The following is a 23,318-nucleotide window of genomic DNA, read 5'->3' on the forward strand; positions in this document are numbered from 1 at the left end:
ACTCTCTTTGCAGTTAACAAATTGTGATATTGGTAGTTTTATGTTAGTTTCATACCCATCACTTACATATAAATAGGTATTGGTTTAACCAAGGTTTGTTTATGTCTAATTCATCGGCTAAAAAAGTGGCTTTTGCTGCTTTTATTGGTACCACCATCGAGTGGTATGATTTTTATATCTATGCGTTGGCATCGGTATTGATTTTTGGGCAACTATTTTTCCCTGCGGATAATGAATTTGTGCAAATTTTAGGGGCTTTTGCTACCTTTGCGGTTGGTTTTTTATCGCGTCCTTTTGGCGCCTTGTTATTTGGGCATATTGGTGACCGTTTGGGGCGTAAAAAGTCGCTGATTATTACCTTACTGCTAATGGGGATTGCCACAACCTGTGTGGGTTTATTACCGTCTTACCAAGAAGCGGGTATACTCGCGCCCATATTATTGGTAGCCTTGCGTATTTTGCAAGGTGTTGCCGTTGGTGGTGAGTGGGGCGGTGCTGTCTTGATGGCTAATGAACATGCACCAAAAGGCTTGAAAAATTTCTTTTCATCGTTTGCCCAATGGGGCAGCCCAGCTGGGAATATTTTAGCTTTACTGGTTTTTTCTTATATCATTCGCTTACCTATTGCGGAGCTAATTAATAGTGGCTATTGGCGTATTCCTTTTTTAGCCAGTTTTATTCTGTTAATTATTGGTATTATTGCCAGAGTGACCTTAACTGAATCACCGGTGTTTGTTGAATCATGCAAACAACAAGCAAACTTGAAGCAAGAATCCGCCCCAATTATTGAAGTCTTTAAGCGAGCCACACCGCTATTAATTTTATCGATTGGTGCCAATGTGCTGTCATTTAGTGGAATTTTTTCCAATACCTTAATGATAGGTTATACCACGCTGGCATTGGGTGTTGAGAAAGGCATGATTGTTGATGCGCTATTTTGGATTGCTATTGTTCACTTTGTTGCACAACCTTTTATCTCCTATTTTGCTGAAAAATACTCGGCAACACGGTTTTTAATTTGTTCAGCCATTTTGGCAATGGCATCGGTATTTTTGTTATTTCCGATTATTCAGCAAGGCACAAAAGCCAGTTTTATTATTGGTATTTCATTAAATGTGATCTGTTACAGCGGCTTTTATGGTGTGATAGCGGGATATTTAAGCCGAATTTTCCCTACCCGAATGCGTTATACTGGGCTGTCAATGAGTTATCAAGGCTGTGCGGCGATTTTTGGTAGTCTAATCCCAATGATCGGTGGCTATATTATTTTTGCATACCAAACTTTTTGGTTGCCGTTGGCCTTGTTTTATTGCGGTTTAGCACTGATATCAATTATCTGCATCTATCTTTTAAGTCACTATCACTATTATGATGAGTAATAAGGCAACTATATGAAAACCGTTTTATCCATTCAATCGAATGTTGTTTATGGTTATGCTGGTAACAAAGTCTCGACACTGGCGATGCAATTACAAGGTGTCGAAGTGATGCCGATTCATACCGTGCAGTTATCAAGTAATACCGTGTATCCGGATTATGATGGCATTGTGCTGGGCGCCAAGCAAATCACCCGAATCGTCAATAGTTTAGAAAAAATTGGCGTATTGGCATCCATTGACGCCATTATTTCGGGGTATATTGGCCTTGCCGAACAAGGTGAAGAGATCCTTGAAGCGGTAAAAAAGATTAAATTTTATAATCCTAATGCTATTTATGTTTGCGATCCGGTTATGGGCGGTGACATCAATAAAGGCAGTTCACTACCGCAAAATATTATTGATTTCTTCACTCAGCAAGCAATCAAACATGCTGACTACATCACGCCCAATTTATTAGAATTACAAATATTATCGAATCTTGAAATCAAGACTTTTAGTGATGTGCTTAAAGCCATAAAGATACTGCAAAACCAGCCGATTCAAGCCATATTAGTTAAAAATCTACTGCATGCCGGTAAAACAACTGAGTTATTTGAAATGATATTAGCCACGCCATCGCAAAGCTATCATCTGGCTCGACCATTGTATGACTTTCCACACCGTCCATTGGGGGTGGGGGATTTAATTTGTAGCCTGTTTACCGCGCATTTAGTTAATGGACAATCCCAATTAACTGCCTTTGAACTAGCCGCCAACGCCGCCAATCACGTCCTCGACATCACCAAACAACAAAATGCCCGAGAGTTAGCGATTATTGACGCGCAAAAGTGGATCAAACAACCTGATTTGCAGTATCGGGGAACGGAGTTGGTGGTGTAGAGTGAAGTTAAAGGGTATTAGCTATGCCCATAACCAACAAAAAACGAGGAGCAATCCTCGTTTTTTTATATTTACTGCTATCGATTTTAAATTGCCAAACTTACTAAGCGCCGTAATTGCATTAGTATTCTCTTCAATAAGATCTTTGTAGATTTCCCTTTAGGTTAGTGCAATGGATTTCGCCTTGAAAGCAGTCGTGCAATATTGATGTTCAGGTGCTCAGGCGACCGAGGGGTTCAAACCAACCCCTCCGGCTCCCCGTTCCACTACGCGTGGTGCGTAAGGACGAATATTTGATAGGTTTAGAGGGGTTATATGCTAATGGGATTTTTGAGGTGAAAGTTAATGGATATAAGGTGAATCTAAAAATTGGGTTTATGATCTTTTTGAAATGTTATTGATATAAAAATATTTTAATTAATATATAATAAGATTCCAGAAACGCTCATCGAATAATTATTGCAATTTTATGAAAAAATATTATGTATTAGATTTATTTTCTGGTGCGGGAGGAATGGCTGAAGGCTTTTTACAAGCAGGATTCCATATTCCTTATGCAAGTGATAAAAGCCAGCAAGCAGCTGATACTTATATTAATCGACATAATCAACTTGGTTTTCCTGTTAAATATTATTGTGGTGATATTGCAAAATTAGCAGAACCCAAAGAGTTAAAAAATTTTTTAAACAAAGATTTAAATAATATTGATGTTGTTTGCGGAGGGCCGCCTTGTCAGGGATTTAGCCTTGCAGGTCAAAGGAAAACAGACGATATTCGAAATCTTTTAGTTAAAAGCTACATTAAAATTCTCTCTCAAGTAAAACCAAAGTATTTTGTAATGGAAAATGTTCTAGGTATTTTATCAGCTCAATTTTCTGAATATACGGGTGTTATAACAAAGAAAAAGTATAAAGATACCAATGTTATTAATGTGTTAAAGAATGAATTCAAAGCTATAGGATATAGTAGAGTAAATATAAAAACACTTGATGCAAGTGAGTTTGGTGTTCCGCAAAAAAGAAATCGAGTAATATTTTTAGGAACTAGAGATGATATTGAAATAGAGCTAACTCATCCTATTCCTACTCAATTGCATCCTGTTTCCACAAAAGAGGCAATTGATGATTTGGCAACAATTAATAATGGCTCAATTGTTGAAAAATATACTAGAAAAGCAGCATCAGAATATCAAAAAAACTCAAGAAAAGGCCGGACATTAAATATTAATGGTAAGACTATTTCAAATGAAAAATTAACCAATCACCAAACAAGTGTGCATACATCGCATGTAATAGAACGTTTTTCACTATTAAAACAGGGTGAAACAGTCAGAGCAATGTTACATCGTTTAAATGATGAAGAAAAAGAGCGTTTTAAAACTAAAAAATTGAATTGTAAACGCTTAATCGCTAAACATCCTTCCGCAACGGTATTAACACTGCCGGATGATTTAGTCCACTACTCTAAAAATCGAATCTTAACCGTACGAGAAATGGCAAGATTACAATCATTTGATGATAGTTTTGAATTTGTTGGTAAAAGAACAACAGGTGGCAATCTGCGAAAAAGTGAAACCCCCCAATATACCTTAGTAGGAAATGCCGTTCCTCCATTACTTGCTTATGCGATTGCAAAAAAAATCATGGATACATTGAACGAATTGGAGAAATAATTTTGGAAAAATTACATTTTAAAACAAGTTCGGGTATTAAAAGTATTGTAGGTAGAGATCTCATTACTGATAAGTTTGTTGCAATCTTTGAATTAGTGAAAAACGGTTATGATGCTGGTGCTAAAAAAGTGGTTGTTTCGTTTAATAATCTTCATGTGAGTAATAATAACACGATAACCAATACAGCAGCAAATTCATTACTTGTTGATACTAACCTACCTCATATAGTAATTGCTGATAATGGTCATGGCATGGATAAAGATGCCTTAATCAACAAATGGTTATATTTAGCTTACTCTGAAAAACAAGAAGGCCATCAAAACAATGAACGTGTATTTGTCGGCTCCAAAGGTGTTGGGCGATTTTCTTGTGATACATTAGGTGAAATATTAAATATTCGTACCAAAAAGGCTGATGAAAAAATCGAACATCGATTGATGATTGATTGGGCGAATTTTGATCAAGATTTGCAAAAGGAGTTTGGTAAAATTGATGTAACCTATGATTTAAAAATAGCTGATAATGATGAACAATATACGATATTGACTATTGGCAAATTGAGGCACACTACTTGGCAAAATGATGACGAGCAAAAACGGGCTAAGCAGAATTTAAGCCGACTAAAAAACCCGTTTGTTGAAGATAACTCTTTTAATATTTATTTAGGTGAAAATCTTTCTATTGAACAGCCAAATATTAAAAATAAAATTACCAATAATATCGCTGAAATTTTAAAGGGTAGAACAACCACAATAGAAGCAACTATTGATAAAGACATAAAAATAGACTTATATGACCGAGGTGAATTAATTTATAGTGCGTCAAAACTTAATGATACAATTTTAAAAAGCACTCCAATTTTTATTTCAATCAATTATTTAAATTCATCAGCCAAAAATATGTTTTCACGACGAATGGGAATACAGCCAGTTCGTTATGGTAATATTTTTATCTATAAAAATGATTTTAGAGTAATGCCCTATGGTGAAGAAGATTATGATTTATTTAGTTTGAATCTTAGAAAGACTCAGGGCTATAGTCGCTACTTAGGGACTCGTGAAGTTATCGGTTTTATCTCTATTCATGATATGTATCATTCATTTAAAGAAACAACATCTCGTAATAATGGTTTTATTGAAAATGCTTATTTTAAGGCATTAGAAGAAATATATTTATCCAATATACATATGCTGTTAGAGCGCTATGTTAATCTTATTAAATGGGGAGAAAACGCTGAAACAAAAGAAGAAATATATTTTGATAATCATATTGGCAAAAATGAAGTTAATAAATTCAAACAATATATAACGAAAAATAAGAAATATAATATTACTTATTTCAAGGATAATTTAGATATAGAAAAAAATAATCCTGAAAAGCGCTTAGATTCGATAATTGAAAAAATTACCGATGCAGATACTAAAGAAACAATTAAAAAAGTTAAAGACCAAGTTTCCCAATTAAAGCTAGAAAATCAAGAAAAAGAGCAAAAAATAGAAATAAGAAACAAAGAAATTAACTATTTAAACAAGCAACGTGAGAATTTGGAAAAAAGAAGAGAGCCATCCTCTTATTCTGAACAAATTACCCATCATTTTGCAATAATGGCTGAGGATCTGTTTTATGCTACTGAGAATCTTCTTAGTATAGTAAATAATATTAAGGAAATAGATTTAAGAGAAATCGCTCTTAATCAAATTTACAATATTAGGGGCACACAGAAAGAATTAAGTACTTTTAGGGATCTCCTTATTAATACAAACCTTGACTTACGTTCAAAGCAATCAATTAATTGGTATCACCAAACTCAGTTATATGTAGCAAATCGTAAAAAACAAACTTATGGTTTGAAAGTTACTTGCAATATTAAAGATGATTTATTCATCAATAATTGGCAAAAAAAATGCGATATTTTGCAATTTCATATTGCTCTTGATAATTTTTATCAAAATGCTAGAGAACATGAAGCTCAATTTTTAGATATTTTATTTGAAGAAAATAAAATAATATTCTCAAGCGATTCAAATCATATTGAAGATATACACTTAAAACATATTTTTAACTTAGGTTATTCTACTAAACCAAATGGTACGGGTATTGGCCTAGATCAAATTAAAAATTTTTTCGATAAAAATGAATGTGATATTTCAATTGAGCAACCAAATCAAGTTGTCAACTTTATAATAAGAAAAAGGAATTAAAAATAATGAGATTAAATTTCAATATTGTAATTGTTGATGATGATTTTGAACAATCAAACAAGAAAAAGTGTTACTCAATAAACCGTTTGAAAGACGATATCGAACAATATATCAAAAATAAAGGGTTCTCACCTGAATTTTTTAGATATACTAATTTGGATTCCTGTTTAAATGATGAAAGTCTTGATGGTAATAAACATAGAAATAGAATAGATTTTTATTTAAGCGATAACAATTTAGAAGGGAAGGAAGAAGGGGAAGAAGGAGAAAAACCAAAAAATAAAAATGGTATCGACTTATATTTAAATTTAAAAAATCAAATTGGTAGTAAAATATTATGTGATTTTTTGCTTTATACTCGTTCAGAAATTGGTGAAGTAGTAGCAAAATTATCTAATACACTTAAAGAAAAAAATGATCCTAATTTATTTACTCGTTTTACATTTGTATCCCGTCCTAATGAACCTTCTGATACAGATTGGCACAAACCAGTTAAAGCTGTTATTGATCTTATCATAACTCGTCGTGAAGAAATTAATAACTTTAGAGGTTTATATGCTCAATATACTTCTAAAATACATAAAGAATTACAAAGAACCCATAACTTAGATCCTAATTTGAGTTTTTGTAAGATAATTAACAGTGTCTGTCAAACTGGAGATATGAATGAAGATATATTTCAATCTTTACATAGAATAAGAATGATTAGAAACAGCCTAATGCATGAAGATGAAAAACTTTGCAATAAAACAAATAAGTATAAGATTGATTGCGTTATTAAAAAGCATAAAATAACAAATACGTTATCAACTAGCGAAGATGATGAAGATCCTCGTAAGTTTAAAAAAGAACTTGAAACTATCTATGAAGATGATCTGAAAAAATATAGAGATGAACTTAAATTAACTTATGATAATGTAACTCATGCATGCAATTCATACAGAGAACGGCAACAGAGAAAAAAAAGGAAATCTTAAAATATATAACCGAATTTGAGTTTTTAACAACTTGGTAATGGGATTTACATATAATATGTAAAAATTAATAGTCAAATATGCTATAGCACTGACTATAGAGTTACGAATAATCTTTACTAATAAAGATACAAAATAGATGGCTATGTTATATTACTTTATTAACAATCCCTTTAACCTTTTTACTGAGATATCCATTATCTTTGCAATATCTTCGATTGATACACCTTTGCTTAATAACGCCGTTGCTGTTGCGTGTTCTAGTTTTTCCCGACGTGCTTTTTCGGCTTTTGTTTTGTCTTTCTCCGCCTTAATCTTATCATTCGCTACCGCCAATTTTTCTTTAGCAATCAGTTTTTCTTCCCTGCGAATGCGTTCGATAACTTGGTACGTCGGGACGTATTTTAGGCTTTGTTCTAACTCGTCCATAAGCTTAGTACCACGAAAGCTGATATAGGTTTTTGGGGTGATAATAAGGTGGTCGACAAGGTCGATATTTAAAATGCGTCCAACTTGAATGAGGCGATCGGTAATATCTTTATCGGCATCTGACGGAGTCAGCGATCCGGATGGATGATTATGGACTAAAATTACGCGTGAGGCGTTTTTTATCACCGCAACACGAAACACATTCATTGGCTCAACATCGACCGATTTATAGGTGCCAAGTGCAATCAGTTCAATATACAGGATATAACCCGCTTGATTCATACCAATCATCCAAAGGTGTTCCTTTTCTTGGTCGATCTTGTTTTCACGCAATAATACGCGTTGCATAATGCTGTACACGTCGTCCGTACCTTCGATATAGCGTTTGTCGTGCTTGGTCAGTTTAATATCCATCTCATTACCTTATAAAATCGCCCGAAAAATAATATAGCATATTCTGTTTAGGCTTGGCAGTTGTTAATCAAACAATTCCAACGGTTCACTTTTTAGGTTATAGTGTTTGTTAAAATTATTCAGGAGTCTACACCGTTATAAGGAGTGTAACGATGTACCATGCTATTTTACCCAGTGAGCAACATCCTGCTGCCGAGCGATTTTTAAAGCAGTTGCCAGAATTAGTTGCAGCCAGTCCGTTATGCCGCCGTCTTAAGCCGTTTTCATTATTAATTGATATTGCCCCGTTCACCTTAAGCGCTCAGCCCCATAGCTTTATTGCTGCTCAGTTTAACCTGTCGCCGCGAGCCGCTCGTAGGCGGGATAACGTTATTTGGCAATTGCTGGCACAGCATGAACCCGACCTTTATCAAGCGGTGCTCAACCTTGTGCAAACCATGCCTAACGAGGTTAGTCAGCAAGCACAAGCATTTAAGTCATGGCTCACGGAGCTACTTAGTACATCGGTCATGGCTTGCGATTATTGTGGATCGCTTAGCACTGTGCGTATTGGTCATCGCCTTAACTTTCGTTGCTGTAGTTGCCGACGGACGTTTAATCCGCTAAAAAAATATCAACTACATCAGTTATCACATTGTGAGCTGTGGTTGCCTTTTGTTGACTTATTGCTACAAGGCGAGACCTGTAAAACCGTTAATCGGCAATTGGGGATTAATACCAATACCGCCGCTAAATGGCAGTCTTATTTTTTGTGGATAATGGAGCAACAAGGGTTTTCCATGTTGGCGAATTATTGCCGAGTAAAGCGGCGCCAACGTTGCCGGCAAATCTGGTTAGATGTTAAAGCCGGAGTAACATTTTTGCCCGCCATAGCCTCACGTTTTAGGCATAAGTCACATTTCTGATTCATAGCGCTGTAAAAACTGTTGCGGAGTCTATACCGTTTCAATAAGAATGCTGAATGATTTATCTTTGAAATAGCTATCATAGAATTTTGACAGCAGTAATTACTTTTCATATCCAATAGTCGTTATAACTATGACTTATTAGGTATTAATTACCCAAGATTTATTTAAATAAAAGTAGCAGTGTTAATCTAAAATCAAGTTAGCTACTTTATTCAAGATAAAGTCAGTATAGTTAAATTAAACTGTAAGTAAAAATAGGTAAACTATCATGCTGCTTAATTTGGTCAGTTTCTATTAATATTATTTTTATTCATATGGTTATCATCTGTATTATATTTTATTATCATTAAGATAATTCACTTCTTTAATATATGGTAAAAAATATCGTATTGCGCTAAATTAATGTGTCTTTATAAATATGGATGAAATTATGGAAAATAAAACAACAAATAAAGTAACGTTTTGGGAATTTTTTCAGAGTCTAGGTAAGACATTTATGCTACCTGTAGCTTTGCTCTCATTTTGTGGGATTATGCTTGGAATTGGGAGTTCATTAGCTAGCCAAGATGTGCGGGATTTGCTTCCTTTCTTAGATAATGCTTTTTGTATTACCATTTTTACTTGGATGAGTAAAATTGGTTCATTTGCATTTAGCTTCCTTCCAGCAATGTTTGCAATTGCTATTCCTTTAGGCCTTGCTAGAGAAGATAAAGGAGTTGCTGCTTTTTCTGGTTTTGTTGGTTATACCGTACTTAATCTGAGTATTAACTTTTATTTGACAATTTCTGGTATTTTACCGACCACTGATCCAGCTGTCTTAAGAGCTAATGATATTCAATCGGTATTTGGTATTCAATCAATTAATACTGGTATTTTAGGTGCTATTTTTGTTGGTATTTTGGTTTATATATTACATGAACGATTCCGCTCTATTCGTTTGCCAAATGCATTAGCTTTTTTTGGTGGTAATCGTTTTGTACCAATTATTACAACTTTTGCACTAGGTATTTTAGGATTATTAGTCCCTTTAATTTGGCCATTTTTTGCCAAAGGTATTAGTGGATTAGGTTATATTGTAAATAGTACCGGTGATTTTGGCCCACTTATTTTTGGTACTGGCGAACGACTCTTATTACCTTTTGGATTACACCATATTTTAGTCGCTTTGGTGCGTTTTACTGATGCTGGCGGAACAATGGAAGTTTGTAATGAAACGGTTAGTGGTGCATTAACCATATTCCAAGCGCAATTATCTTGCCCAACAACTACTGAATTTTCAGCAAGCGCGACGCGATTTTTGTCTCAAGGTAAAATGCCATCATTCTTAGGGGGATTACCTGGAGCGGCATTAGCTATGTATGTCTGCGCTAAGCCAGAAAATAGACATAAAATAAAAGGATTGCTAATTTCAGGTATTGTAGCTTGTACTATTGGTGGAATCACAGAACCATTAGAATTTTTGTTCTTATTTGTATCTCCAGTTTTATATGTTATTCATGCAGTTTTAACTGGACTTGGTTTTATGGTGATGTCTTTGCTCGGCGTAACAATTGGTAATACTGATGGTAATATTATTGATCTTGTGGTCTTTGGTATTTTACATGGTACGGCCACTAAATGGTATTTAGTACCTGTTATTGCTGCCATTTGGTTTGTTATTTATTTCTTTATTTTTAGATTTTTTATACTGAAATTTAATATAAAAACTCCAGGTAGAGAAAGTGATAACGAATCCAATACTAATAGCTCTCAAGTAAACAATAACACAACGAATAATTCTGGTTATAACACTCTTGAAATACTTGCAGCATTAGGTGGAGCGGACAATATCATTTCTTTGGATAATTGTATTACTAGATTAAGATTATCCGTAAAAGATATTAATCTTGTCGATGACGCTAAATTAAAAGCTAACAAAGCTATCGGAGTGGTAAGACTTAATGATCATAATTTACAAGTAGTGATTGGTCCGCAGGTTCAAGTTGTAAAAGATGATTTGCAAAAATATCTAAATAATTAATTATATATCCTAAAGGGAGTATTGTTTGTTCTCCCTTTAGTTTGTAAGGAATAATGATATGACATTATCAAACGACATTTTTGATTTTGATAAACCTGTTAATCGTTTAGGAACTTGGTGTACGCAGTGGGATTATGTTCAAGACCGTTTCGGGGTTGCTAATCTAACACCTTTTACTATTTCTGATATGGATTTTAAAATAGCGCCTTGTATCGAAAAAGCACTGGAAAAAAGAATTGAACATGGTGTTTTGGGTTATAGTCGTTGGAAAAATGAAGAATATCTTGGTGCTATTAGATATTGGTTTTCATCTCAATTTGATACCTCAATTAATTCTGAAATGATTGTCTATGGCCCATCAGTTATTTATATAATATCAAAATTAATTTCTTTATGGAGTGATGAAGGGGATAGTGTAGCATTACATACTCCAGCATACGATGCTTTTTATAAAACAATTTTAGGTAATAAAAGAAAAGTACAATCATGCCCTTTAGTTAAACAAAATAATAATTGGGAATGTGACCTAAATTATCTTGAATCAATCTTATCTAAAAAAGATGTCAAAATACTATTGTTATGTAATCCTCATAATCCTACCGGTAAGGTCTGGAATCAGAAAGAGTTAAAGGCTATATCGAATTTATGTGATAAATATAATGTGAAAGTCATTAGTGATGAAATTCATATGGATATGGTATGGGTTGGCAAGCATATTCCATGGAGCCAATATGGTAAAAATAACTGGGCTATAGTTTCTTCTGCTTCTAAAAGCTTCAACATTCCTGCTTTAACTGGTGCTTACGGCATCATCCAATGCGATGATACTAGAGATGATTATTTACAACAACTTAAATCTTGTGATGGACTCTCATCACCCGCGGTATTGTCATTAGTTGCAACAATAGCTGCCTATCAGGAGGGTTTACCGTGGCTTTCTCAGTTAAAAACTTATTTACAAGCTAATTTAAATTTTGTTGCTGATGAATTAAATAAAGCATTTCCCCATTTAAATTGCACCCCTCCAGATTCAACTTATTTAGCTTGGATTGATTTAAGATCCTTTCATTTAAATGATGAAAAACTACAACATCAACTTATCTTTAAAGAAAAAGTTGCCATTATGCCTGGATATACCTATGGAGATGAAGGGCTTGGTTTTTTAAGGCTAAATGTAGGTTGTGCCCGCAGTAAAGTAGAAATTGGAGTTAATGCCATAATAAAATCCATTAAAGATATAATTGATTGATTTTTCATTTAAAATATTAATGGAAAATGTTATGACTATTTAAGGTTGTAAATTTACTTATTATATAATTATCTTTATTAAATTCATTACTTGCTGGGCTATCTAAAGAAAAAACGTATAAACAATCAATATAATAAGAACGGCAACAATACATTTTTTTGTAGCTTAATTTATTTTTGTTTAACTACTCTTTTATTTGATATAGAAATAAAACAAAATGCTATTCAACTTAGTTATATTTATAACAGTGCTGCTGACTCTTAAGAGCAATTCGTCACAGGAATTGCTCAGCGTTATAAAAATAACTTCTAGAAAAATTAATAAAAGTAGGAAAATTATCAAATATTAAAACTGTAATCCCACACTCACTTTATAAACATTAAAAACAAATAAATCAATGTTTAAATATTTCAGCGATACAACGTTATAGAATAACTCCTCAAGATTTTACAATTATTGCTAATTAAGTAGTTAAAAAAACCTAGCTTGCTGACCAAGCATATAAGTATAACTTTATATGGTATAAAGATGATCTTGTTTTTTGTGTTATTTTTATAAAGTTAACCATATTTAATCATAAAAATATCAAATTATTCTTAATATTATCAAAATGTTTTGATTGTCTAACTTGTTTCATTACTCGATATATTAGTTAAATAAAAAGCACAAAATAGAAATTATGTTTTATTTATGACAATAAAAGTTAGTCAAACAGGTGTAATAAAAAGCTCAAAAAATGTGATTAAGATCTCAAAAATAGCTAATTTATTTTATTGTTGTTTGATCTATCCCACAAAAACTTTATTTCATATTTTACAAAAATGAAAATAAAAAGCATATTCTGATTCATCATGAATACATCATGAGCATGTTTTGATGCTACAGTAGTGTTTTTTTGATTTATTTATGGTTTACTAACTAAATAATACGATAAATTTAAGATATTTATCGAACATAACAAGAGGAACTAAATCATGTCGTCGATAATAATGAAACTTAATCCACAGCAAAGAAAGCGTCTTCACCAAATTACTTTTGTTGCAACATTTGGAGGTTTACTTTTCGGTTATGATACTGGTGTTATTAATGGAGCTTTCACCTCGCTTAAGAGTAATATGGGATTGACTTCTACTACCGAAGGTTTGGTAATGAGTGTACTGCTTATCGGTGCGGCATTAGGTAGTATTTTTGGGGGTCGATTTGCTGATGTATTTGGTCGAAGAAAATACCTATTATCGTTATCTATTGTTTTCTTTCTTGGTGCTTTTTTATCTGCAGTAGCACCTAACATTGAAATTTTACTTTCCGCCCGATTTATTCTTGGTTTCGCGGTTGGGGGTGCTTCTGTTACGGCTCCTACATTTATTTCTGAAGTAGCACCTACAGAGATGCGAGGGAAACTGACAGGACTGAATGAAGTAGCAATTGTAATTGGTCAATTATTAGCTTTTGCTATTAATGCGGTCATTGGTATTACACTAGGGCATTTACCTGATGTGTGGCGATACATGTTGATTGTGCAAGCTGTTCCTGCACTTGGTTTATTAATTGGTATGTGGAATGCGCCAGAAAGTCCTCGTTGGCTTTTAACTAGAGGTCGCCGTGAAGAAGCATTGAATATTTTGAAACAAATTAGACCAGAAGAACGAGCTATAAAAGAATATCAAGATATTGTTACGTTACTTGAGGAAGAGAAAAAGAATGCTGAAGGTCAGGAAAGTGTATTAAGCATGCTTAAAACTCCATGGGTATTTAAAATTGTTATTATTGGTATGATTTGGGCAGCTATTCAACAAACAACCGGTGTTAACGTCATTATGTATTATGGCACTGAAATCTTAAATGGGGCTGGTTTTTCCGAAACTTTAGCTCTTGTTTGTAACGTTCTTAACGGGGTTTGTTCTGTTGGTGGTATGGTTATCGGCGTTACTTTAATGGTTGATAGGTTCAAACGTAAAACAATAATTATTGGTGGTTTTTTTGTTATGGCTTCATTGCATCTATTGATTGCCGGCGTAGATAACTTTATGGTCGGAGATGCTAAACCAATCTTAATTTGGTTACTAGGTGCATTATTTGTTATGTCAATGCAAGGTACTATGGGCTTTATAACATGGGTTGTACTTGCTGAATTGTTCCCTTTAAAAATTCGTGCGTTTGCTATGGGTATTTCAGTATTTGCGATGTGGGTTATGAATGCATTTGTGAGTTATATGTTCCCGTTGTTAAAAGACTTATGGGGATTAGGGCCTGTATTCTTACTCTTAGCCGTGATTAACTATTCAATGATCATATTTGTAAAATTATGTTTACCTGAAACAAGTAAAAAATCACTTGAAGAATTAGAAAAAGAATTATCAACAGGCAAATGATAATTAAATTTGTAAAAGCTATTGACCTTTAAGAAACTTTTCGTCAATGCTATTAATACAAAAATAATTAATTAGGTCATAAATTTACTTAGGAGAACACCATGCTAAATATATCCAGTGATTGTATTCATTTGGGCTGTAAAGCAAAAAATAAAAATGAAGTTTTATCTCTGATTGCTAAAGAATTTAAAGCAGAAGGTTGTGTTTCTGTTGATTGCTTACCTTATTTAAAAGAGAGAGAAAAACAGGTTTCTACATTTTTAGGAAATGGAATAGTAATGCCTCATTTGCCTGTTTCTGCAAAAGATATCATTGTTAAAAAGAGCGTTCAAATATTTCAATTTCCAGATGGCGTTATGTGGGATCGTGGTAATGTTATGTTTATTGCAATTGGGGTATTAGCTAAAGAAAAGGAACACATTCAAGTACTCAAAGATGTTGCTTCAATTTTTGGTAATGAAATTATTGCTGATGCATTATCACTAATTACTAATAAAGAGGATTTCATCAAAATTATGAATAGAGAATCATAAAGAGTAACTATTTAAGACTAGTTATAATTCATTATGGTTATTCTAAATACTAATAAAAACCTATCACAATAAAGTGGTAGGTTTAAAGCATTATAATTTTTAAAAATTGATGAATATTTAAACTAAATCTAGTGAGCTTAATTAGTTGGATTTATTTAATTTTGATCTACCGCACAAAATTTATTTTTTATATTTTACAAAAGTAAAAAAAATAATCATTATTGATTATGACTATATGATGATTAACTTTTGATTTTATTATTGGTTAAATTAGGTATAAATATAATTTTTAATGTTTGAGTTTGCTTTTTTAGGAGACATTTATGAAAGAAGTAAAAATAGGTTTAATTGGTACTGGTTACATAGGTCGTTGCCATGCCATAGCTTATGCTCAAGCTCCTACAGTTTTTCCATTAAAAGGTAAGCTTGTGAGAGAAATGGTTGCTGAAGTGAATGAAGAAATTGCAAAAGAAAAGGCACAAGCTTTTGGTTTTAATCGTTCAACAGGTGATTGGAAAAAACTAGTAAAAGATAACAATATTGATGTAGTTGATATCTGTACTCCTAATTTTTTACATAAAGAAATGGCGCTTGAAGCCATTAAACACGGAAAGCATGTGTATAGTGAAAAACCACTAGGATTAACCGTCGCTGATGCTCAAGAGATGGCTAACGCAGCTAAAAAAGCCGGTGTTAAAACTTTAGTTGGCTTCAATTACATGAAAAATCCAGCCGCGCAGTTAGCTAAACAAATTATAGAAAATGGGGAAATAGGTGAAATAGTACATTTTTATGGAACACATAATGAAGATTATTTGGCTGATCCAAAAGCACCAATTGATTGGCATTGTTATAAGAAATTAGCTGGTTTAGGCGCGTTAGGTGATTTAGCCGCTCATATTGTAAATATGGCTCATTATTTAGTTGGGCCAATTGCTGAAGTTTGTGGTGATATGCAAACAGTTATTAAAGAAAGACCAGATCCAAAAGATCCATCTAAACTCTGTAAAGTTGAAAATGAAGATCAAGCAAGTGCCTTAATTCGATTTAAATCAGATGTTCGAGGTGTGATTGAAACATCACGCGTTGCAACTGGCGCTAAAATGGGACTAACTTTTGTTGTGATTGGTACTAAAGGTACTATTTCTTATACCCAAGAACGAATGGCAGAACTTAAATTATATAAACATGATGATCCTGAAGGGCGTCAAGGTTTTAAAACTTTACTAGTTGGTCCTGCACATCCTGATTATGCACCGTTTTGTGTTTCAGCTGGACATGGGTTCGGTTTTAATGATCAAAAAACGGTTGAGGTGCGTGATTTAATTAATGGTATTGCTGCGAATGATAAGATGTGGCCAGATTTTGAAGAAGGATTGCAAGTATCAAAAGTCCTTGAAGCTATTGCTCAATCAGCAATAGAGCGTCGTTGGATTTTGTTATAGTCGATTAAATAAAAAATATATATAAATTTAGTAAAATTTAACAAGAGAGAATTATTATGAAACTAAATATCGGTGTTGTTGGAGTGGGTGCTATTGGTCAAGATCATATTCGTCGTTTTGTCCAAGTGTTACAAAATTGCCAAGTTGTAGCTATGAGTGATATCAGTACAGAAAATCTTGATAAAGTTAATAAATCATTAAATTTGAATGCAAAAACTTATAGTGATGGGCATGAACTAATTCGCTCAAAGGATGTTAATGCCGTTGTTATTACTTCTTGGGATCCCACTCATGAAGAATATGCTCTCGCTGCTATTAATGAAGGTAAATATGTTTTTTGTGAAAAACCTCTAGCTGTGACAGCCGAAGGTTGTAAAAAAATTATAGATGCTGAAATGAAGCAAGGAAAACGCTTACTGCAAGTTGGCTTTATGCGTCCTTTTGATACAGGATATCGAGCTCTTAAACAAGTTATTACCGAAGGTCAAATTGGTCGCCCTCTCATATTACATGCTGCTCATCGTAATGTAACAAATACCTATACTGATGAGTCTATAGCTATTACAAATACATTAATTCATGAACTTGATGTACATCGCTGGTTATTAGATGATGATTATGTTAGTGCTCAAGTAGTATTCCCTAATAAAAGTAGTTTAGCACCGGGTGAATTAAAGGATCCTCAACTTGTGATCTTCAAAACCGCAAAAGGTACTATTATTAATGTAGAAGTATTTGCTAATTGCCAATATGGTTATGATATTCAATGTGAAGTTGTTGGCGAAAAAGGTATTGCTAAATTACCTGACCCATCACAGATTGTGATGCGAAAAGAAGCTAAATTCTATATTGATATTTTAGTAGATTGGAAAGATCGCTTTATTGCTGCTTACGATGTCGAATTACAGGCCTTTATTGATAATGTGATCTCCGGAAAATTTACACAAGGTGCTTCTGCTTGGGATGCCTATGCAGCAGCAGTTGCGGCAGATACATGTATTAAAGCTCAAAAAAGTGGGGTGGTTGAGTCTATTGTAATGCCAAAAATGCCTGATTTTTATAAAAAATAAGGTTAATGGAGTTTATTAATTGGAAGTTATAGATTAGAAAAGTAATTTTTTATGATCAAGATGATAACTTCCATTTTACCAAGATAATAAATTTGAGATTGTGTAGAAATATCTACTAATTTTTCTGAATTTTCAAATCCGATATGGGAGATATAAGATGAATAGTAATAAAGTAAAATTAGGAATTGCACCGATTGGTTGGACCAATGATGATTTACCTGATTTAGGAAAAGAGAATACTTTTGAGCAGTGTATTAGCGAAATGGCTTTGTCTGGTTTTACTGGTTGTGAAGTAGGGAGTAAATATCCTCGTGATACTAACATCTTAAAACATAAACTTAAAGCTCGTGGTTTACAGATTTGTAATGCATGGTTCAGTACATTTTTTGGTGATGGTAAGAAAGACGAAACAATTAAAAGTTTTATTGAACATATGAATTTTTTACATACTATGGGCGCCAAGGTAATTGGTTGTTCAGAACAAAGTGGTAGTATTCAAGGTCTGAATAAGCCTATTTTGGGTAAAGATAAACGTATTTTTAATGATAAAGAATGGAATTTATTAGCGGAAGGCTATAATGAATTAGCCGGTATTGCAGCTGAAAAAGGAATGAAAGTTAGTCTACATCATCATATGGGGACAGCAATTCAAACTACAGCAGAAGTTGATAGATATATGGCTGAAGTAAATGATGATGTTTATTTATTGTTTGATACAGGTCATGCATATTATTCTGAAGGTTCACAAGAAGCAATGCTTAATATTTTAAGAAAATATGTTGATAGAACAGTTCATGTACATTTAAAAGATGTTCGCGATACGATTGTTGCAGAAGTGAGAAAAAATAATTTAAGTTTCTTGGATGGAGTTAAGAAAGGTACTTTTACCGTTCCGGGAGATGGTGTTATTGATTTTAAACCAGTATTTGAAATTCTTGAAAAAGCAGGATATGAAGGTTGGATGGTTGTTGAAGCTGAACAAGATCCAGCCCTTGCCGATCCTTTTGATTATGCAGTTAAAGGTCGTCGTTATATTAAAGAAAATACGGGTATTTAATACTTTTGTGATTCTAAACTTACTTAAAAAGCAGGACATCGTCCTGCTTTTTTTGAGGGTAATTATAATATTTATCACTAAATTATTATTAATTACTTTATTTCATTAAACTTAAGTAGTTTTATTAAGTAGATGCAACTTACTATAAACTAGTATTTGTTTGTTACTTGTTAAAATGGTAGCCACTTGATTGAATAACCTATAACATCGATATTAGTTATAAATAGTTTAGTATGGCATCCATAAATTTCTATAATTAGAAAAAGAGAAGTTATACAGTTAATTATCTATATGATTTTTATAAACAAATAAAATAGAATACTTTATTGTGATATATAATTGTTATTTATTAGCTTAAGATACCTCAATGGTTACTACTTGTTTTGACCATTCCTTGATTTATATGCTGTTCCCCATACTAACATTGCATCATGAACTTGCTTTAAGCTTTGGCCTAACTCTGTTAGAGAATATTCGACTTTTGGTGGCACTTCAGCGTAGACTTTGCGACTGATTAAGCCATTGTTTTCCATGGCTCTTAGATGTTGAGTTAATACTTTTTGCGAGATACCAGTGAGCGATTTTTTTAATTCACCAAAACGTTTAGTTCCTATCAATAGATCCCGTACTATTAATACTTTCCATTTATCTCCCATCAGCATTAATGTGGTTTCAACAGGGCAATTAGGTAAATTTTTATTCATTTTCATTTTAAACTATCCCTTTAAATTCAATAATAGTTTCTTTATGGTACCTATATTGCTATTTAGTACCTACTTTACAATAGAAACTTAGGGTATTAAGCTGAAAAAATCGATTACTTAATTAAAATTTAAACAATGTTGAAGGAGTCAAAAATGAAAATTGCAGTTATTGGAGCTAATGGGAAATCAGGTAGTTTGATCGTTAAAGAAGCACTTGCGCGAGGACATGATGTTACTGCGATTGTTCGTAAAACTGATGCTCAAGTTGATCCCAAAGCAAAAAAGTTAGTCAAAGATTTATTTCAACTCACCTATGATGACTTAAAACCTTTTGACGTGATAGTTGATGCATTTGCAACATGGACATTGGAATCTCTTCCATTACATCAAACTAGTTTAAAACATGTTACTGATATTTTAAGTGGTAAACCAAATCGTTTATTGGTTGTTGGTGGTGCGGGGAGTTTATATGTGAATTCTGAACACACTATCCATTTAGTTGATACGCCAGAATTTCCGGATGAATTTAAACCATTAGCTAATAATATGGCTAAAGCGTTAGATGAACTTAAAAGATGTAACGATGTTAATTGGACATACTTAAGCCCTGCTATTGAATTTATTGCTGATGGCAAAAGAACTGGTCATTATCTTGTTGGTGGTGAACAAGTATTATTCAATAGTAACGGTAAAAGCCAAATTAGTTATGCTGATTATGCCATTGCTATGCTTGATGAAGCAGAAAATGCTAAACATATTAAACAACGGTTTACTGTTGCTAGTGAATAATATGTATAAAATCACTTTAGATAACCAACAATAATAATTTGCTATTAAGTAAGTTGCTTATCTGTCATCTTTTCGCTGGTATTGTAAATGTCCAGTATGGTGGTCATAAATAGAGTTTATGCGATATATGGTAAATTTATAGAAATTTAGATGTTGTAAGTTTGAACTTTATATTATGATTGCTCCTTGGCTTGAGGGCTTCTAAGAGATCGCAAGTTAAAATATCATTGTTGCGACGAGTAAATATATTTTTAGCCGTAGCTGGCTATGAAAATTGTGCTCACAATTTATTACAATTTCGATTAGAATTAGCCGTCGAATTTAGTAGCGAATTTAACTAATTAAGTGCTGAAATTTTCATTATTATTTAAATATGCACGCGATTATTACAGAAAGGGGAGAATCAAATATATGAAAAAAACGCTTATTGCTATAAGTGCATTAGTCTTTTCGGTAAGCTGTTTGGCAGCGGAAACACCAGCAGCTAAAACTGCGGCTACAGCTTCGGCCTCAACACCGGCAACACCACAAGTTGATAAGCAATATACCGTATTACCAACGCTCCCAAGTCCGGAAAAGGAAGTAATTGAGTTTTTTTCTTTTAATTGCCCTAGTTGTTACATGTTTGAAACCCAATATCATGGTTCTCAGGTTATTAGCCAAGCGCTGCCGAAAGGCGTTAACGTTAAGCGCTATCATCTGTTAGATTTTGGACCATTGTCTAAGGAGCTTTCTGAAGCCTGGGCAGTAGCAAATGTGCTTGATTTGCAAGATAAAGCATCGTTGGCACTTTACCAAGCGGTACAAAGAGATCGTACAATACAGTCCATTGATGACATCAAAGCAGTCTTTGCAACTTTAGGTATCGATGCGGCAACTTATGATAAAACTAAAGATAGTTTTTTAGCCAAAGCGTTTATGGCGCATCAAGTTGATGCCATCAAAGAGTTAAAGCCTAATTCAATCCCTGCGGTTTATGTAAATAATAAATTTTACATTGATTCACAAGGACTTGACACAACCTCTAATGAGGCATTTGTACAAGATTATGCTCGAGTTGCCGCATATCTTGTCAATTTAAACCCTAATGTTAAGGCAAAAATAAAAAGCGAATATTAATTAATTGGCACCAATTTGCACAGTCATTTTAATTTCGCGGTTATCTGTAATTTCTAAGTTGGAAAGCACCACTAATTGCGGAAAGTGGTGGCGTAAAAATTGCGACAACATTGGCCGTAGTGCATGATTAACTAATAATACCTGTGGCGCACCAATGGCATCTTGCTGATTGAGTGCCGGCTGGACTTGTTGAATAATGTGTTCAGCCAGCCCCGGCTCTAAATTATTGGTATTTTGTAGCGCTTGTAGTAACAAGCGTTCTAAATTAACATTTAAGCCGATTACATTTATGGCGTCAGTCCCCGGGAACCATTGTTGGGTAATCACTCTCCCTAAGGCGATCCTTACCATACTCAGTAATTGATAAGGATCATTTTGGGTTGGCGCATGTTCACAGATAGTTTCAATGATAGTGCGCATATCGCGGATGGACACTTTTTCGGCGATCAGATTTTGTAAGATTTTGTGGAAAGTCGTCAGCGTAACCACTCCGGGAACAAAATCCTCCACTAATTTGGGTATTTCTTGTTTTAACCGATCTAATAATTCTTGGGTTTCTAAGCGACCAAATAGATCGCTAGCATGTTGTTGTAGTAAATGATTGAAATGGGTGGCAATCATAGTACTAGCATCCACCACGGTATAACCGAGTATTTGCGCTGGTTCTTTATTGGTTTCATCAATCCATATCGCAGCTAACCCAAAAGCAGGTTCGGTGGTGGGTATGCCGTCAATGGTTTCAGTCACATTACCTGGGTTAATCGCCAGCCATTTGTTATTGATAATTTCTCCTTTGCCAATTTCGCCGCCTTTGATAAACAATTTATATTGATAAGGCGCTAATGACAGGTTATCGCGAATATGTACTTGTGGCGGTAAAAAGCCAAGGGTTTGGGCAAATTTTTTGCGCAAACTGCGTATTCTACCCAGTAATTCACCATTTTGCGCTTGATCAACCATTGGGATTAGACCATAGCCGACTTCCATTGCTAAGGTGTCTTCAATATTAACGTCCGACCAAGTGGCCTCAATGTTGGCAGGCGTGGTGGCTTGAACATTAGTCGGTTTAGCTGTAGTTTTTGGTTGGGTTTGCTGTTGTTTAGTTAACCACCAAGCAAGGATAGCCAAAATTGCGGTGAAGGTTAAAAAGACTAAATTAGGCATACCCGGAATTAAGCCCAGTAAGCCAATGACAACTGCAGTCAAAATCAGTACTTGTGGATTATGAAATAATTGGTTGAGCATTTGCTCACTGATATTATCTTGTGAGTTGACTCGAGTAACAATAACCCCAGCAGCTGTGGAAATAATTAATGAGGGAATTTGCGCCACTAAACCGTCACCAATGGTTAACAGCACATACGTTTGGCCGGCATCCGCAAGTGCCATGCCGTGTTGCACCACGCCTACCAATAATCCACCAATAATGGTAATCGCCATTATGAGTAATCCCGCAATCGCATCCCCACGGACAAATTTACTAGCACCATCCATGGAACCATAAAAATCAGCTTCTTGGGTGACTTCGGCGCGACGGGCTTTGGCTTCATCTTCGCCGATTAAACCGGCATTAAGATCGGCGTCGATAGCCATTTGTTTGCCTGGCATACCATCTAAAGCAAAACGGGCTCCCACTTCCGCTATGCGTCCGGCGCCTTTGGTGATCACCATAAAATTGATAATAACTAAAATGATGAACACCACAATACCTATGGCGAAGTTGCCACCGACCAGAAAGTGACCAAAGGCTTCAATCACGCGACCGGCAGCAGCACTACCGGTATGACCTTTAAGTAGCACTACTCGCGTGGAGGCTACATTCAAAGATAAACGTAATAAAGTTGCGAATAATAAAATGGTAGGGAAGGCAGCAAAATCAAGCACCCGTTTGGTAAAAAGTGCCACAATTAATATGATAATAGATAAAGCTATATTGAACGTAAACAAGAGATCCAAAATAAATGCCGGTAATGGCAACACCATCATTGATAGAATTAACAGAATAAGCAATGGCCCGGCTAAGATCTGGTAATGACCATTTTTTAAGGTGTTTATTGATAATAATGTAAGTAGTTTGGATTTAATCATGAGACTGGTTATTGCC

The 23,318-nt window shown here is 34.1% G+C and carries 18 protein-coding genes; 15 read left to right on the forward strand and 3 right to left on the reverse strand.

Annotation, left to right across the window (positions count from 1 at the left end; all coding sequences use genetic code 11):
• Positions 1–101 precede the first annotated feature (101 nt).
• From A9G12_RS00735 to A9G12_RS00755, 5 genes are all read left to right on the forward strand, one after another.
• Positions 102–1,379: an MFS transporter gene (locus tag A9G12_RS00735; protein WP_065563971.1), complete on the forward strand. Its 1,278-nt coding sequence runs from the start codon at positions 102–104 to the stop codon at positions 1,377–1,379.
• A 12-nt stretch (positions 1,380–1,391) separates the two neighbouring features.
• Positions 1,392–2,258: a pyridoxal kinase PdxY gene (gene pdxY, locus A9G12_RS00740; RefSeq protein WP_065563972.1), complete on the forward strand. Its 867-nt coding sequence runs from the start codon at positions 1,392–1,394 to the stop codon at positions 2,256–2,258.
• 469 nt (positions 2,259–2,727) lie between these two features.
• A complete protein-coding gene (locus A9G12_RS00745) occupies positions 2,728–3,930 on the forward strand; it encodes a DNA cytosine methyltransferase (protein ID WP_065563973.1) in 1,203 nt (400 codons plus the stop codon).
• A 2-nt stretch (positions 3,931–3,932) separates the two neighbouring features.
• Positions 3,933–6,131: an ATP-binding protein gene (locus A9G12_RS00750; protein ID WP_176701731.1), complete on the forward strand. Its 2,199-nt coding sequence runs from the start codon at positions 3,933–3,935 to the stop codon at positions 6,129–6,131.
• A gap of 5 nt (positions 6,132–6,136) precedes the next feature.
• Positions 6,137–7,108, forward strand: a complete 972-nt coding sequence (locus A9G12_RS00755) for a hypothetical protein (RefSeq protein ID WP_065563975.1) — start codon at positions 6,137–6,139, stop codon at positions 7,106–7,108.
• A gap of 150 nt (positions 7,109–7,258) precedes the next feature.
• Here the strand turns inward: A9G12_RS00755 and A9G12_RS00760 are convergent, their stop codons facing one another.
• Positions 7,259–7,948 carry a JAB domain-containing protein gene (locus tag A9G12_RS00760; RefSeq protein WP_081299600.1) on the reverse strand — a complete coding sequence of 230 codons (690 nt, stop codon included), beginning with the start codon at positions 7,946–7,948 and terminating at the stop codon, positions 7,259–7,261.
• A 152-nt stretch (positions 7,949–8,100) separates the two neighbouring features.
• Between A9G12_RS00760 and A9G12_RS00765 the strand changes: the two genes are divergently transcribed.
• The 8 genes from A9G12_RS00765 (at position 8,101) to iolE (ending at position 18,602) form a co-directional block, all read left to right on the forward strand.
• Positions 8,101–8,853, forward strand: coding sequence for a hypothetical protein (locus tag A9G12_RS00765; protein ID WP_065563976.1), 753 nt, complete (start codon positions 8,101–8,103; stop codon positions 8,851–8,853).
• Positions 8,854–9,286: 433 nt separating this feature from the next.
• Complete coding sequence (gene malX / locus A9G12_RS00770; RefSeq protein ID WP_065563977.1) at positions 9,287–10,876, forward strand: maltose/glucose-specific PTS transporter subunit IIBC; 1,590 nt, start codon at positions 9,287–9,289, stop codon at positions 10,874–10,876.
• Positions 10,877–10,952: 76 nt separating this feature from the next.
• Positions 10,953–12,125: a MalY/PatB family protein gene (locus A9G12_RS00775; protein ID WP_065564039.1), complete on the forward strand. Its 1,173-nt coding sequence runs from the start codon at positions 10,953–10,955 to the stop codon at positions 12,123–12,125.
• Between the two features lie 974 nt (positions 12,126–13,099).
• Complete coding sequence (locus A9G12_RS00780) at positions 13,100–14,497, forward strand: sugar porter family MFS transporter (protein WP_065563978.1); 1,398 nt, start codon at positions 13,100–13,102, stop codon at positions 14,495–14,497.
• Positions 14,498–14,598: 101 nt separating this feature from the next.
• The gene (locus A9G12_RS00785; RefSeq protein ID WP_065563979.1) at positions 14,599–15,030 is read left to right on the forward strand and encodes a PTS sugar transporter subunit IIA; all 432 of its coding nucleotides are present in this window, start codon (positions 14,599–14,601) and stop codon (positions 15,028–15,030) included.
• A gap of 323 nt (positions 15,031–15,353) precedes the next feature.
• Positions 15,354–16,475, forward strand: a complete 1,122-nt coding sequence (locus A9G12_RS00790) for a Gfo/Idh/MocA family protein (protein ID WP_065563980.1) — start codon at positions 15,354–15,356, stop codon at positions 16,473–16,475.
• Between the two features lie 56 nt (positions 16,476–16,531).
• On the forward strand, positions 16,532–17,545 hold the full coding sequence (locus tag A9G12_RS00795; RefSeq protein ID WP_065563981.1) for a Gfo/Idh/MocA family protein: 1,014 nt from the start codon (positions 16,532–16,534) through the stop codon (positions 17,543–17,545).
• A gap of 157 nt (positions 17,546–17,702) precedes the next feature.
• Positions 17,703–18,602, forward strand: coding sequence for a myo-inosose-2 dehydratase (gene iolE / locus A9G12_RS00800; protein ID WP_065563982.1), 900 nt, complete (start codon positions 17,703–17,705; stop codon positions 18,600–18,602).
• Between the two features lie 374 nt (positions 18,603–18,976).
• Here iolE and A9G12_RS00805 read toward each other — a convergent pair whose 3' ends face one another.
• Positions 18,977–19,312 carry a winged helix-turn-helix transcriptional regulator gene (locus A9G12_RS00805; RefSeq protein ID WP_065563983.1) on the reverse strand — a complete coding sequence of 112 codons (336 nt, stop codon included), beginning with the start codon at positions 19,310–19,312 and terminating at the stop codon, positions 18,977–18,979.
• 147 nt (positions 19,313–19,459) lie between these two features.
• On the opposite strand from A9G12_RS00805, the gene A9G12_RS00810 reads away from it, so the two are divergent.
• Positions 19,460–20,095 carry an NAD(P)-dependent oxidoreductase gene (locus tag A9G12_RS00810; protein WP_065563984.1) on the forward strand — a complete coding sequence of 212 codons (636 nt, stop codon included), beginning with the start codon at positions 19,460–19,462 and terminating at the stop codon, positions 20,093–20,095.
• 411 nt (positions 20,096–20,506) lie between these two features.
• Positions 20,507–21,214: a DsbA family protein gene (locus A9G12_RS00815; protein ID WP_081299602.1), complete on the forward strand. Its 708-nt coding sequence runs from the start codon at positions 20,507–20,509 to the stop codon at positions 21,212–21,214.
• Here the strand turns inward: A9G12_RS00815 and flhA are convergent, their stop codons facing one another.
• Positions 21,215–23,302, reverse strand: a complete 2,088-nt coding sequence (flhA, locus tag A9G12_RS00820) for a flagellar biosynthesis protein FlhA (RefSeq protein WP_065563985.1) — start codon at positions 23,300–23,302, stop codon at positions 21,215–21,217.
• Between the last annotated feature and the right edge of the window lie 16 nt (positions 23,303–23,318).

Source organism: Gilliamella sp. wkB112, from assembly GCF_001690685.1.
GTDB lineage: Bacteria > Pseudomonadota > Gammaproteobacteria > Enterobacterales > Orbaceae > Gilliamella > Gilliamella apicola_J.

Excerpts from the sequence above, each read along its gene's own strand:
- A9G12_RS00795 (WP_065563981.1), top strand. The coding sequence starts at position 16,532 with ATGAAACTAAATATCGGTGTTGTTGGAGTGGGTGCTATTGGTCAAGAT.
- A9G12_RS00735 (WP_065563971.1), top strand. The coding sequence starts at position 102 with ATGTCTAATTCATCGGCTAAAAAAGTGGCTTTTGCTGCTTTTATTGGT.
- A9G12_RS00780 (WP_065563978.1), top strand. The coding sequence starts at position 13,100 with ATGTCGTCGATAATAATGAAACTTAATCCACAGCAAAGAAAGCGTCTT.
- A9G12_RS00765 (WP_065563976.1), top strand. The coding sequence starts at position 8,101 with ATGTACCATGCTATTTTACCCAGTGAGCAACATCCTGCTGCCGAGCGA.
- pdxY (WP_065563972.1), top strand. The coding sequence starts at position 1,392 with ATGAAAACCGTTTTATCCATTCAATCGAATGTTGTTTATGGTTATGCT.
- A9G12_RS00810 (WP_065563984.1), top strand. The coding sequence starts at position 19,460 with ATGAAAATTGCAGTTATTGGAGCTAATGGGAAATCAGGTAGTTTGATC.
- iolE (WP_065563982.1), top strand. The coding sequence starts at position 17,703 with ATGAATAGTAATAAAGTAAAATTAGGAATTGCACCGATTGGTTGGACC.
- A9G12_RS00785 (WP_065563979.1), top strand. The coding sequence starts at position 14,599 with ATGCTAAATATATCCAGTGATTGTATTCATTTGGGCTGTAAAGCAAAA.
- A9G12_RS00745 (WP_065563973.1), top strand. The coding sequence starts at position 2,728 with ATGAAAAAATATTATGTATTAGATTTATTTTCTGGTGCGGGAGGAATG.
- flhA (WP_065563985.1), bottom strand. The coding sequence starts at position 23,302 with ATGATTAAATCCAAACTACTTACATTATTATCAATAAACACCTTAAAA.
- A9G12_RS00760 (WP_081299600.1), bottom strand. The coding sequence starts at position 7,948 with ATGGATATTAAACTGACCAAGCACGACAAACGCTATATCGAAGGTACG.
- malX (WP_065563977.1), top strand. The coding sequence starts at position 9,287 with ATGGAAAATAAAACAACAAATAAAGTAACGTTTTGGGAATTTTTTCAG.
- A9G12_RS00815 (WP_081299602.1), top strand. The coding sequence starts at position 20,507 with ATGAAAAAAACGCTTATTGCTATAAGTGCATTAGTCTTTTCGGTAAGC.
- A9G12_RS00805 (WP_065563983.1), bottom strand. The coding sequence starts at position 19,312 with ATGAAAATGAATAAAAATTTACCTAATTGCCCTGTTGAAACCACATTA.
- A9G12_RS00755 (WP_065563975.1), top strand. The coding sequence starts at position 6,137 with ATGAGATTAAATTTCAATATTGTAATTGTTGATGATGATTTTGAACAA.
- A9G12_RS00790 (WP_065563980.1), top strand. The coding sequence starts at position 15,354 with ATGAAAGAAGTAAAAATAGGTTTAATTGGTACTGGTTACATAGGTCGT.